Genomic DNA, 13,055 nt, shown 5'->3' with positions numbered 1-13,055 from the left:
GCTTTTAGCCAGGGACCCGGCCAAAAACGCGGTGACTTTCGCCCGGAAAGCAGGAGCATTCCCAGTCACACCGCCAACATCCGACCCTTGTCGCATGTTGTAAAAATTCACATACCCCAGACACGCCAACGCGGGAGCAAGCTCCCGCGCGGCGACATCCTACCAGTCACCGCTTGATAGCGGTCAACCGGGCGACCAACTTACTTGTGGTCTTTGACTTCTTCGAACTCGGCATCGACAACGTCGTCGTGCTTGGCTTCAGGCTCTGCGTGTTGTGCAGCACCCTCTGCCGGCTGGCCTTGCTCGGCGTACATTTTCTGAGCAACTGGCGCGGAGACCTTCGACAGCTCCTCAACCTTGGCTTCGATGGCAGCCTTGTCGTCGCCTTTAACAGCGGCTTCCAGGGCAACCAAAGCGGCTTCGATTGCAGTTTTCTCTTCGGCAGTCACTTTATCGCCAGCTTCAGCGATCATTTTGCGCGTCGAGTGAACCAATGCATCACCTTGGTTACGGGCACCGGCCAGCTCTTCAAACTTCTTGTCAGCCTCGGCATTGGTTTCAGCATCACGAATCATCTGTTGAATTTCTTCATCAGACAGACCGGAGTTGGCCTTGATGGTGATCTTCTGCTCTTTGCCAGTGGCCTTGTCTTTAGCACCTACGTGCAAGATGCCGTTGGCGTCGATGTCGAAGGTCACTTCAATTTGTGGCACGCCACGTGGTGCTGGTGGAATCTCAGCCAGGTCGAACTTGCCCAAGGACTTGTTCTGAGCGGCTTGCTTACGCTCACCTTGCAGTACGTGAATGGTCACGGCGCCCTGGTTGTCGTCGGCAGTCGAGAACACTTGCGATTTCTTGGTAGGAATCGTGGTGTTTTTCTCGATCAGCGCGGTCATCACGCCACCCATGGTTTCGATACCCAGGGTCAGCGGGCTGACGTCCAGCAGCAGCACGTCTTTCACGTCGCCGGCCAGTACCGCACCCTGGATAGCAGCACCCATGGCAACGGCTTCGTCCGGGTTCACGTCTTTACGTGCTTCTTTACCGAAGAACTCGGTGACCAGCTTCTGAACCAGTGGCATACGGGTCTGACCGCCTACCAGGATCACGTCGTTGATCGAACCAACGTCGATACCCGAGTCTTTCAGCGCGATGCGGCAAGGCTCGATGGTGCGTTGAACCAGGTCTTCAACCAGCGCTTCCAGCTTGGAGCGCGAGATCTTCACGTTCAAGTGCTTAGGACCGGTAGCGTCTGCAGTGATGTACGGCAGGTTCACGTCGGTCGACTGAGCGGAAGACAGCTCGATCTTGGCTTTCTCGGCAGCTTCTTTCAGGCGCTGCATCGCCAGCGGGTCACCCTTGAGGTTCATGCCGCTTTCTTTCTTGAATTCGTCAACGAGGTAGTCGATCAGACGAATGTCAAAGTCTTCACCACCCAGGAAAGTGTCACCGTTGGTGGCCAACACTTCGAACTGGTGCTCGCCATCAACTTCAGCGATCTCGATCACGGAGACGTCAAACGTACCGCCACCCAGGTCGTAAACGATCACGGTGTGGTCGCCCTTGGCCTTGTCCATACCGTAAGCCAGAGCAGCTGCGGTCGGTTCGTTGATGATACGTTTAACGTCCAGACCCGCGATGCGGCCGGCGTCTTTGGTCGCCTGGCGCTGGCTGTCGTTGAAGTAGGCCGGAACGGTAATCACCGCCTCAGTCACTGCTTCACCGAGGTAGTCTTCCGCAGTTTTCTTCATCTTTTTCAAGATTTCAGCCGAGATTTGCGGCGGCGACATTTTCTGGCCGTTTACTTCAACCCACGCGTCACCGTTGTCAGCCTTGGCGATTTTGTAAGGGACCATCTTGATGTCTTTCTGTACGACTTCTTCGTCGAACTTACGACCGATCAGACGCTTCACCGCATACAGGGTGTTGTGCGGATTGGTCACAGCCTGACGCTTGGCCGACTGACCGACGAGGATTTCACCGTCGTTGGCGTAAGCAATGATCGACGGCGTGGTACGCGCGCCTTCGGCGTTTTCGATAACTTTTGCAACGCCGTTTTCCAGCACGGAGACGCAGGAGTTGGTAGTCCCCAGGTCGATACCGATAATTTTGCCCATGATTTACTCTCCCGAAACATGAATTTGGTTGCCGCAGCAGTGGTGGCTAACTGCGGTAGCACTTAAACGCTTGACTTATAAATGGGGGCCTTGCGGCGGATTTCAAGCCTGCTCATCAATAGAAGGTGCAACAGGTGCAGGAGCCTTGCTCACCACCACCATTGCCGGGCGCAGCAAGCGACCGTTGAGCTGATAACCCTTCTGGAACACTTTCAATACGCTGTTCGGCTCAAGGTCATGGCTTTCCTGCATGGCCATAGCCTGGTGATGCTCTGCATTGAACGGCTCGCCGCCTTGCGGATCGATGGCCTCCAACTGATAACGCTTCAGGGTGTCCTGGAACATTTTCAGGGTCAGCTCGATCCCTTCGCGCATCGGGCGAATGTTTTCGTCGGCCGGGTTGGACAATTCAAGGCCACGTTCCAGGCTGTCGATAATCGGCAGCAGGTCATTGGCGAATTTTTCCAACGCGAATTTGTGAGCCTTTTCGACATCCTGCTCGGCGCGGCGGCGGACGTTCTGCAGATCGGCAGCAACACGCAAAGACTGATCCTGCGCAGCGGCCAATTGCTCTTCGAGCACTTGCACACGAGTTGCCAGTTCATCACCGGCAGCCGAATTGGCGTCTGGAGTTTGCGTATCCTGCGTCTGTTCGTCAGCCATAGATTTCTCCTTTCAAAATCATGCGCGAACTAAACTCGCGCTTCTGTTCCGGTATATGGGGCCACAATTTCCAGGTTCAAGGGCGCAGGCGCTTCCATAAGCCTTTCACTTGCGCCAGATCAATTTCTGAGCAGTCATTCCCAATTGCGCTAATAAAGTCATTCGATCAAGCAAATTGAGCTAAGCGCCAGGATTGTCAGCCCTAAACAAAACACTGTATAAATAACCAGACCTAACGCCTGGGAGCGGCCGTCATGCTCGTGCACCTGTCTGTACATAACTACGCCATCGTTGAACATCTGGATCTCGAACTGGATCGCGGGATGAGCGTAATCACAGGCGAAACCGGCGCCGGTAAATCGATCATGCTCGACGCCTTGGGCCTGACCCTTGGCGACCGTGCCGATAGCGGCGTGGTGCGCCCAGGCGCGGACAAGGCCGATATACTGGCCACCTTTGACCTGGCAGATATTCCCGAAGCCGAAGCCTGGCTGGCCGAGCGCGACCTTAATAATGAAGGCCCATGCATCCTGCGCCGAGTCATCACCGCAGAAGGACGCTCACGCGGCTACATCAACGGCACGCCTTGCCCCCTTGGCGACTTGAAAGCCCTCGGCGAATTGCTGATCGATATCCACAGCCAGCATGAACACCAATCCCTGCTGAAAACCGATACCCATCGCCGTTTGCTCGATGAGTACGCCGGTGCCACCGATCTGGCCCGACAAGTACAACTTGCCGCCCAGCGCTGGAGACAGACACGCCAGGAGCTGGAGCGGCTCTCCAACTCCGGCGACGAACAACGCGCTCGTCACCAGCTGCTCAGCTATCAGCTCGAAGAGCTCGAAAGCCTGGGCCTGGGAGAAACCGAGCTGGAGCAGTTGGAACAGGAACACAAGAACCTGACCAACGCCGAAACCCTGCTGGGTATCTGCCGGCAAGTGGTGGAGCAATGCAGCGAAAGCGATTCCGGCAACGTGCTCAATGCACTGACCGCCAGCCTCAATCGCCTATCCAGCGTGAACAATGCATCCGGCTCGCTGAACGAAGCCACAACGTTACTGACCAGCGCACAGATCCAGGTTGAAGAAGCCGTGGGAGAGCTCAACCGCTTTCTCGACCACTTCGATGCCGACCCAGCCCGCCTGCAGGAAATAGAGGAACGCCTGGATACCATCTACACCCTGGCACGCAAACATCGCATTCAGCCGACCGAAGTGGCGACGATGCAGCAAAAGCTGCTGGATGAAATCGAAACCCTTAACGCCAACGACGAATCCATTGAGCGACTGGGCGATGAACTCGCCTCTTTCGCCCGACATTACCAAGAAAAGGCCCGCGAGCTGAGCGACCTGCGCCAGCAAGCAGCCACAAGCCTGGCCAGCGCCGTAGAGCAGGAAATTCAGCGCCTTGGCATGCCTGGCGGGCGCTTTACCATCGAACTGCGCACCAACACCAGCAATGAACTACAACCTCACGGCCTGGAACAGGTGGAACTGCTGGTGAGTGCCAACCCTGGGCAGCCGCTCAAGGCACTGGCGAAAGTGGCGTCCGGTGGCGAACTGTCGCGGATCAGCCTGGCAATTCAGGTGATTACCGCCCAGACATCACGGGTACCCACGCTGGTATTCGATGAAGTGGACGTTGGTATTGGCGGGCCGACCGCAGAGATTGTTGGCCAATTGTTGCGCCGACTAGGGGATCGTGGCCAGGTACTGACGGTGACTCACTTACCGCAAGTGGCGGCTCAAGGGCATCAGCATTTGTTTGTGCATAAAGTAAGAGGCAGCGATGCGACGCACACGGCCGTGTCCAAGCTGAACAAGTCGGAACGCGTAGAAGAAGTGGCGCGGATGCTGGGCGGTATCGACCTGACCAAGGAGTCCCTGGCCCACGCGAAGAAAATGGTCGTGGCTACCAAGGCCTGAACCGAGCATTTTTCGCTCTCTTTTCTCTACTATAGAAAGCACGAAGGCGACCCTAGGGTCGCCTTCTATCGTTTCGCAGAGCAAATCTGCGTCGATTTTTACTTTTTCTTACGGATGTACAGCACCAGATTATGGTCCACCAAATCGAACCCATGCTGCTCAGCGATAGTGTGCTGGAGCTTCTCGATTTCCGGACTGGTGAACTCGATAACCTCATTGGTATCCAGGTCAACCATGTGGTCGTGATGACCGCCGTCAGCCAATTCGAACACTGCATGACCGCCGTCGAAATTATGACGAACCACCAGCCCTGCGGCTTCAAACTGGGTCAGCACACGGTAAACCGTGGCCAGGCCAACGTCCTCGTTAGACTCCATCAGCGCCTTGTAAACATCTTCGGCACTCATGTGGCGCTGCTCAGCAGAATCGAGCATTTGTAGAATCTTGACTCGTGGCAGAGTCACTTTAAGACCGGCTTTGCGTAGTTCGCTATTTTCAACCATGGTTAGCTTTCTCGCGGATGCTGCTTCGCAGCTTCTCTTAATACGGGTATGATCGGCGTTTACGTTGTCCCAGCCAAGATAGTGGAAGTCGCCCACCGATGCAAAACACCAAGCTCTTGCTAACCAGTTTCACCCTTGTGGGACTGCTCGCACTCGCCGGTTGTTCATTCCCCGGGGTTTACAAAATCGACATCCAGCAGGGCAATGTCGTCACGCAGGACATGATAGACCAGTTACGTCCGGGAATGACCCGACGGCAAGTACGGTTTATCATGGGCAACCCCCTGCTGACCGACACTTTTCATGCCGATCGCTGGGATTATCTCTACAGCATCCAGCCAGGTGGCGGTGAGCGCCAGCAGGAACGCGTCAGCGTCATCTTCAATGGCAATGACCAGCTTGTCAGCCTGTCCGGTGACTTCATGCCCGGTGTAAGCCGTGATGAAGCCTTGCTGGGCAAGGACAACGGCACCAATGTGACTGCGCCCGCGCAGGAAGCAGAGAAGCCGAAGTCCGAGGTACCGGCCAAGCCAGGCTCGTTGCTGGATCAGATCCAGAAGGACGTGGATGGCGTGCAAACCGTTCCGGTCCCGACGCCACAGCCTCTGGACACCGCCCCGCAATAATTTTGCGGCGCGCAACAAAAAGCCCGGCATGCCGGGCTTTTTGTTGCCTGTCGATTGGCAACGTTATGAAGGTTGTTGCCTGGCCATCGCGGCCTTGGCCGCGCGCAGCCTGCGCACTTCCTTGGGGTCTGCCAGCAACGGCCGGTAAATCTCAATTCGATCACCCGACTGCACAGCACGCACATCCGCGTCCGCAACCACCTTGCCAAAAATCCCCAAAGGGCAATCAGCCAATACCAGCCCCGGAAATTGCACTGCAATGCCCGATGCCTGCACCGCCACCCTCAGGCTTGTGCCCGCAGGCACCGTCACCGCCAACAAGACCTGGCGATCCTCGGCGGCATACACCACTTCAATCTCAACCATGCAGTTGCTTGGCCCGCTGACAGAATGCATCGACCAGCGTATTAGCCGCCTGGTTAAACAATGGCCCCAACGTCGCGCGCACAATTGGGCCCGCATAATCAAATGACAGGTCGAGGCTGATCTTGCAGGCCTTGTCGGTCAGTGCCTTGAACACCCACACCCCATGCAACTGGGTGAATGGCCCTTCCTGCAGATTCATTTCAATGGATTTCCCAGGCACCAGCACATTGCGCGTAACAAAGTGCTGGCTAAGACCGCCCTTGGCCACCCCAACACTGGCAACCATGTGCTCATCACTGCCTTCCAGTACCTCGGCAGTGGAGCACCAAGGCAGGAATTCCGGGTAACGCGCAACGTCGTTGACCAGGTCATAGAGCGCCTGCGCCGGATAAGGCAGTAAGGCCGAACGTTGAATATGCGTCGTCATGTGAGCGTTATTTCCACTGCTGAAGCAAACATCGCGAAAGAACAGCCCGATCCGCGAGAGAAAAAAACCTAAGAACTGCCCGTATTGTCCGGGATTCGTCCAACACGCTCAAGCACGCAGGTTGACCGTAGCCGACACGCTCGCAACTCCCTATAATGCCGCCCCTATGGCTAAACAAAAGAAACACCCTACAGGGACCATCGCGCAAAATAAAAAGGCGCGACACGATTACTTCATCGAACATCGGTTCGAGGCTGGTCTGGTCCTGGCCGGCTGGGAAGTAAAGAGTCTGCGTGCCAGCAAGCTGCAACTGGTCGACAGCTACGTATTGCTCAAGGATGGCGAGGCATGGCTGCTGGGCAGTCATATCACCCCGCTGACGACCGCGAGCACCCACGTAATCGCCGACCCGGTGCGCACGCGCAAGCTATTGCTCAACGCCCGCGAACTGGAAAAGCTCGCTGCCGCCGTACAGCAGAAAGGCTATGCCTGCATCTGCCTGTCCTGGTACTGGAGCAAGCACCTGGTCAAGTGCGAGATCGCGCTCGGCAAGGGCAAAAAGGAATACGACAAGCGCGACACCGAGCGCGAACGCGACTCCAATCGTGAACTGCACCGTGCCGTGCGCAACAAGGGCAAGGAAGAGTAATCCTTGTGACACTGTAGCCTCGGGTGACTCACCCCGGGCTACATGCCTTTACGCCGCTCCGCCCGCGCCACGCGCTGAACTTCCTGACGCACCTCTTCCAACACTTCCTGCACATACAACAGGTGACGCGTTGAGACTTCCCGCGCCTGCTCGGCACGCCCCTCGATAATTGCCAGGTACAAATCTCGGTGCTGACTGATCAGCATGTCACGGGTCTCCGTACGCTGCTGGTACATGCCGCCGATGTTGGTCACCACGTTCCGCTTGAGCAGATCAAACAGTCCGCGAATGGTGTGCAGCAACACCGCGTTATGACTGGCCTCAGCGATGGCCAAGTGAAACCGCGCATCCGCCGCGCCCTCTTCCACCCGGCTGACCTCATCAACACGCGTATAGCAATCCTGTAACGCTTCAAAAGCCGACGTCAGCCGCTCACGGTCGACCTCGGTAGCCCGCAACGCCGCGTAATAGGCACAGGACGCTTCTAGAGTCTGACGAAACTCGAGCAAATCACGCTGAGCCTCCGGGTTATTTTCCAGCAGGTGCAGCAGCGGATCACTGAAGGTAGACCCCAGAGAATCCGCCACATAGTTACCGCCACCCTGACGACTGACCAACAGCCCCTTGGCCGCCAGCTTCTGAATCGCCTCACGCAACGAAGGGCGCGACACGCCAAACTGCTCAGCCAAAGCGCGCTCGGCCGGCAAGCGCTCGCCCGACTTCAGCGTGCCCTCGAGGATCATGCCCTCGAGCTGCTCGACAATATCGTCAGACAAACGGCGCTGACGCACCTGATCAAACCCCATAACTCACTCTCCACAATCCCGACCACTCGCCGGGGCCTCTATTCTGGCCTATCGCCGCGCTTGCGGCACCTATCAGAACGCCTTCGATAGACCCGAGCAGGACACCTCGGCTACGTCGCTACGACCAAAGTTTCGTCAGCGGCAAATTGACACAGCCACGCCAACACTTTTACTCTAGCCAACAGCGGCTGCAAATTGGTCTTACCAATTATCCAAGCTGACTAAACAGTGCCTGACCAACAACAATTAGGGGCCACCCCACATGCAAACCTGGCAACAGCTCTACAGCCCGCTCGGCAGCCTCGGCCTGTCCGCACTGGCCGCCGTCATTCCGATCGTATTCTTCTTCCTCGCCCTGGCCGTGTTTCGCCTCAAAGGCCACGTCGCCGGGAGTATTACGCTGGCATTGTCGATCCTGGTGGCAATCTTCGCCTTCAAGATGCCGGTCGACATGGCGCTGGCCGCCGCCGGTTATGGTTTTGCCTACGGCCTGTGGCCCATCGCATGGATCATCGTCGCCGCCGTTTTCCTCTACAAACTAACCGTCAAGAGCGGCCAATTTGAAATCATCCGCAGCTCGGTCCTGTCGATCACCGACGACCAGCGCCTTCAGGTGCTGTTGATCGGTTTCTGCTTCGGCGCGTTCCTCGAAGGTGCGGCCGGTTTCGGCGCCCCCGTGGCGATTACTGCCGCACTGCTGGTCGGCCTGGGTTTCAACCCGCTGTATGCCGCCGGCTTGTGCCTGATCGCCAACACCGCGCCTGTAGCCTTTGGCGCGCTGGGCATTCCGATCATCGTCGCCGGCCAAGTAACCGGCATTGATTCCTTCAAAATCGGCGCCATGGCCGGCCGCCAACTGCCGTTGCTGTCGCTGTTTGTACCGTTCTGGCTGGTGTTCATGATGGACGGCCTGCGCGGCGTTCGCGAAACCTGGCCGGCGGCGCTGGTGGCGGGCTTGAGCTTTGCCGTCACCCAATATTTCACGTCCAACTTCATCGGCCCGGAGCTGCCGGATATCACCTCGGCCCTTGTCAGCCTGGTAGCCCTGACCCTGTTTTTGAAAGTCTGGCAACCCAAGCGTGCCGCGGGCGCACAGATTGCGGGGGCCACCTCCGGGGCTGCGGTCACCGCCAGCATCGGCGGCTTCGGTCAGCCGCGCCAAACGGTCGCTTCGCCCTACGGCCTGGGGCAGATATTCAAGGCCTGGTCGCCGTTCCTGATACTGACCGTACTGGTCACCATTTGGACCCTCAAGCCATTCAAAGCGATGTTCGCTGCAGGTGGCGCGATGTACAGCTGGGTCTTCAACTTCGCGATCCCGCACCTGGATCAACTGGTCGTCAAGGTCGCCCCGATTGTCGCTAACCCGACGGCGATTCCGGCGGTGTTCAAACTGGACCCGATCTCTGCAACGGGCACCGCGATTTTCTTCTCCGCGCTGATCTCGATGCTGGTGCTCAAGATCGATGTAAAAACTGGTCTGACCACCTTAAAAGAAACCTTCTACGAATTGCGCTGGCCCATCCTGTCCATCGGCATGGTGCTGGCCTTCGCCTTCGTCACTAACTACTCGGGCATGTCCTCGACCATGGCGCTTGTGCTGGCAGCCACGGGTGCAGCCTTCCCGTTCTTTTCGCCTTTCCTTGGCTGGCTGGGGGTTTTCCTGACAGGCTCCGACACTTCGTCCAACGCCCTGTTCAGCTCGCTGCAAGCCACCACCGCGCACCAGATTGGCGTTAATGACGTGCTGCTGGTCGCCGCCAATACCAGCGGCGGCGTGACCGGCAAAATGATCTCGCCGCAATCGATCGCCGTGGCGTGCGCCGCGACCGGCCTGGTAGGCAAGGAATCCGATCTGTTCCGCTTTACCCTCAAGCACAGCCTGTTTTTCGCCACCATCGTCGGGCTGATCACCCTGGCGCAGGCCTACTGGTTCACCGGTATGCTGGTGCACTGAGACCTGCGCGCAATAGGGTAAGAATCGACGCCGGAACACGGTTCCGGCGTCTGCTATTTCTGGAGGACCGATGAGCCTGCCTGCTGCTTTTCTGAGCGACGCCGCACAACTGATTCCAAAAAATCGCCGCTTCGACGACCCACTTTCCACCCTCGCCTTCGGCACCGACGCCAGTTTTTACCGACTGATCCCACAGCTGGTGATTCGCGTGGAATCGGAAGAGGAAGTCGTGGCGCTGCTGCAACTCGCCCAGCGTGACCGCGTCCCCGTGACCTTCCGCGCGGCGGGCACCAGCTTGTCCGGCCAAGCCATCAGCGACTCGGTGCTGATCGTGCTGGGTGACAATTGGAATGGCCGCGAGATTCGCGGGCAAGGCACGCAGATCCGCCTGCAACCCGGCGTGATCGGCGCGCAAGCCAATGCCTGGCTGGCACCGTTCGGGCGCAAGATCGGGCCGGACCCGGCGTCGATCAATGCCTGCAAAATTGGCGGCATTGTTGCCAACAATGCCAGCGGCATGTGCTGCGGCACCGCGCAAAACACCTATCACACCCTGGCAGGTATCCGCCTGGTACTGGCGGACGGCAGCCGTCTGGATACCGAAGATGCAGCCAGCGTTGCTGCATTTCGCGAAGAGCACGGCGCACTGCTGGAGCGCCTGGCGAATCTGGGTCGCGAAACGCGGGCAAACGCTGCACTGGCTGCAAAAATCCGCCACAAATACCGTCTGAAAAACACCACAGGCCTGTCACTCAATGCTCTGGTGGATTTCGACGAGCCACTGGATATCCTCAGCCATCTGCTGGTGGGTTCCGAAGGCACCCTCGGTTTTATCAGCGCAGTGACTTACGACACCGTCATTGATCACCCGAACAAAGCATCGGCGCTGATTGTGTTCCCGGATGTCGAGACCTGCTGCAACGCGGTAACGGTGCTCAAAACTCAACCGGTGTCGGCCGTCGAGTTGCTGGACCGGCGCAGCATGCGCTCGGTACAGGACAAACCGGGCATGCCCGCTTTCGTACAGCAGCTATCGGAAAATGCCTGCGCACTGCTGATTGAATCCCGCGCCGCGTCGCCGGCGTTGCTGCATGAGCAACTGGGGCTGATCATGGCGTCCCTGGCTGCATTCCCTGTGGAAAAACAAGTCGACTTCACCGAAGACCCCGTAGAAAACGCCCGCCTGTGGGCTATCCGCAAAGACACCTTCCCGGCCGTTGGCGCGGTGCGTAAAACCGGCACCACGGTCATCATCGAAGACGTGACCTTCCCGGTCGAGCAACTGGCCACCGGTGTAAACCGCTTGATCGCGCTGTTCGACAAACATCACTACGACGAAGCCATCCTTTTCGGACATGCCCTGGAAGGCAATCTGCACTTTGTATTCACTCAAGGCTTCAATAGCAGCGAAGAAGTCGCACGCTATCAAGCGTTCATGGACGATGTCGCGCAACTGGTGGCGGTGGAATTTGGCGGCTCGCTGAAAGCCGAACACGGCACCGGCCGCAACATGGCACCGTTCGTTGAGCTGGAATGGGGCAGTGATGCCTATCAGCTGATGTGGCAGCTCAAACGCCTGCTCGACCCTAACGGCATTCTCAACCCCGACGTGGTGCTCAGCGAAGACCCGCAAATCCACCTCAAGCACCTCAAACCATTGCCCGCTGCCGACGAGCTTGTGGATAAGTGCATCGAATGTGGTTTCTGCGAGCCGGTCTGCCCATCGAAAGGTCTGACGTTGAGCCCACGCCAGCGCATTGTGATCTGGCGTGACATTCAGGCGAAGAAACGTGCGGGCGTCGATACCACCGAACTGGAAGCGGCCTATCACTATCAAGGCATCGACACCTGCGCCGCCACCGGGTTATGCGCCCAACGCTGCCCTGTAGGCATCAATACCGGCGACCTGGTGAAAAAACTCCGCGCACGCGATGCCGACCGTACGAAGACCGCCGATTGGCTCGCCAGCCATTTCGCCACGGCCATGCAAGGTGCGCGCTTCACCCTGCACGTCGCCAACGGTGCACGGATGCTCTTGGGCGCGCCACGCCTGGCCAAGCTGTCGGCCACACTGACCAGACTGTCCAAAGGGCAGATCCCGCAGTGGAGCAACGCCATGCCGCAGCCGGAAAAAGCCATTCGCTTCAGTCCGGCCGTGACAGACCCGCGCCCGCGCGTGGTCTACCTGGCGGCCTGTGTCTCACGCGCCATGGGCCCGGCAGCGGGTGATAAAGAGCAGATGTCGCTGTACGACAAAACCCGGGGTCTACTGGAAAAAGCCGGTTACCAAGTGGTCTTCCCCGACAACCAGGACAGCCTGTGCTGCGGCCAACCCTTTGCCTCCAAAGGCTACGCCGAACAGGCCGAGCACAAGCGCCAGGAACTGATCGGTGCCCTGCTCCATGCCAGCCGTGGCGGCCTCGACCCGATCTATTGCGACACCAGCCCCTGCACCCTGAGGCTGGTACAAGACCTCGGCGAAACGCGCCTGGACCTCTACGACCCGGTGCGCTTTATCCGCACCCACCTGATGGACCGCCTCGACTTCACGCCTCAGGAAGCCCCTATTGCTGTGCACGTCACTTGTAGCACTCAACACCTGGGCGAGAGCCAGGCATTGATTGATCTCGCGCGGCGCTGCGCCAAAACCGTGGTGATTCCGGAAGGCATCCACTGCTGCGGATTTGCCGGCGACAAAGGCTTCACCACGCCGGAACTCAACGCCCACTCACTGCGATCACTCAAGGACGCGGTGCAATATTGCAGCGAGGGCATCTCCACCAGCCGAACCTGCGAGATAGGCTTGAGCCAGCATGGCGGCATCGATTACCACGGGTTGGTGTATCTCGTGGACCGGGTCACCCAGGCCCGCGCACATTAAACCTGCAAAAAAACAGAACCCCTGCGCGCCGGCGTAGTCATCTGCATAGGCCTCGGCGAACGAGGCTCATCAGTGATGTCGCTGGCAGCCGTTGAACGCCAGCAGCCTCGAGCCCTTTTTCGCAAGGAGATA

General features: G+C 58.2%; 11 protein-coding genes. 5 read left to right on the top strand and 6 right to left on the bottom strand.

All coding sequences use genetic code 11. The features are described 5' to 3' along the window. Window positions 1-200: 200 nt before the first annotated feature. The gene (gene dnaK, locus ACI77D_RS17050; protein WP_064454182.1) at window positions 201-2,117 is read right to left on the bottom strand and encodes a molecular chaperone DnaK; all 1,917 of its coding nucleotides are present in this window, start codon (window positions 2,115-2,117) and stop codon (window positions 201-203) included. Between the two features lie 102 nt (window positions 2,118-2,219). Beyond that, the gene (grpE, locus tag ACI77D_RS17045; protein ID WP_053258083.1) at window positions 2,220-2,780 is read right to left on the bottom strand and encodes a nucleotide exchange factor GrpE; all 561 of its coding nucleotides are present in this window, start codon (window positions 2,778-2,780) and stop codon (window positions 2,220-2,222) included. Window positions 2,781-3,034: 254 nt separating this feature from the next. Here grpE and recN point away from each other — a divergent pair, with 254 nt between their 5' ends. Further along, window positions 3,035-4,708, top strand: coding sequence for a DNA repair protein RecN (gene recN / locus ACI77D_RS17040; RefSeq protein ID WP_064454184.1), 1,674 nt, complete (start codon window positions 3,035-3,037; stop codon window positions 4,706-4,708). Between the two features lie 98 nt (window positions 4,709-4,806). Here recN and fur read toward each other — a convergent pair whose 3' ends face one another. Continuing rightward, on the bottom strand, window positions 4,807-5,211 hold the full coding sequence (gene fur, locus ACI77D_RS17035) for a ferric iron uptake transcriptional regulator (RefSeq protein ID WP_053258085.1): 405 nt from the start codon (window positions 5,209-5,211) through the stop codon (window positions 4,807-4,809). Between the two features lie 98 nt (window positions 5,212-5,309). Here fur and ACI77D_RS17030 point away from each other — a divergent pair, with 98 nt between their 5' ends. Next, window positions 5,310-5,837, top strand: a complete 528-nt coding sequence (locus ACI77D_RS17030) for an outer membrane protein assembly factor BamE (protein ID WP_053258086.1) — start codon at window positions 5,310-5,312, stop codon at window positions 5,835-5,837. Window positions 5,838-5,900: 63 nt separating this feature from the next. Here the strand turns inward: ACI77D_RS17030 and ACI77D_RS17025 are convergent, their stop codons facing one another. Both ACI77D_RS17025 and ACI77D_RS17020 read right to left on the bottom strand, forming a co-directional pair. Then, window positions 5,901-6,203, bottom strand: coding sequence for an RnfH family protein (locus tag ACI77D_RS17025; protein WP_407017099.1), 303 nt, complete (start codon window positions 6,201-6,203; stop codon window positions 5,901-5,903). Next, a complete protein-coding gene (locus ACI77D_RS17020; protein ID WP_049711477.1) occupies window positions 6,196-6,630 on the bottom strand; it encodes a type II toxin-antitoxin system RatA family toxin in 435 nt (144 codons plus the stop codon). Before ACI77D_RS17020 ends, ACI77D_RS17025 begins: the two co-directional genes overlap by 8 nt. A gap of 166 nt (window positions 6,631-6,796) precedes the next feature. On the opposite strand from ACI77D_RS17020, the gene smpB reads away from it, so the two are divergent. Next, window positions 6,797-7,279, top strand: a complete 483-nt coding sequence (smpB, locus tag ACI77D_RS17015; RefSeq protein ID WP_003176160.1) for an SsrA-binding protein SmpB — start codon at window positions 6,797-6,799, stop codon at window positions 7,277-7,279. A 38-nt stretch (window positions 7,280-7,317) separates the two neighbouring features. Here smpB and ACI77D_RS17010 read toward each other — a convergent pair whose 3' ends face one another. Next, on the bottom strand, window positions 7,318-8,085 hold the full coding sequence (locus ACI77D_RS17010) for a GntR family transcriptional regulator (RefSeq protein ID WP_053258089.1): 768 nt from the start codon (window positions 8,083-8,085) through the stop codon (window positions 7,318-7,320). A gap of 262 nt (window positions 8,086-8,347) precedes the next feature. Between ACI77D_RS17010 and ACI77D_RS17005 the strand changes: the two genes are divergently transcribed. Both ACI77D_RS17005 and ACI77D_RS17000 read left to right on the top strand, forming a co-directional pair. Beyond that, window positions 8,348-10,042, top strand: coding sequence for a lactate permease LctP family transporter (locus ACI77D_RS17005; RefSeq protein WP_407017098.1), 1,695 nt, complete (start codon window positions 8,348-8,350; stop codon window positions 10,040-10,042). Window positions 10,043-10,112: 70 nt separating this feature from the next. After that, window positions 10,113-12,923 (top strand): FAD-binding and (Fe-S)-binding domain-containing protein, encoded by a 2,811-nt coding sequence (locus ACI77D_RS17000; RefSeq protein ID WP_407017097.1) that lies wholly within the window; start codon window positions 10,113-10,115, stop codon window positions 12,921-12,923. Window positions 12,924-13,055 lie beyond the last annotated feature (132 nt).

The organism is Pseudomonas sp. O39 (assembly GCF_045447295.1).
Classification (GTDB): domain Bacteria; phylum Pseudomonadota; class Gammaproteobacteria; order Pseudomonadales; family Pseudomonadaceae; genus Aquipseudomonas; species Aquipseudomonas antarctica_A.
Note: the sequence above shows the minus strand (reverse complement) of the source record. Positions and strands in the feature narration are given on the sequence as shown.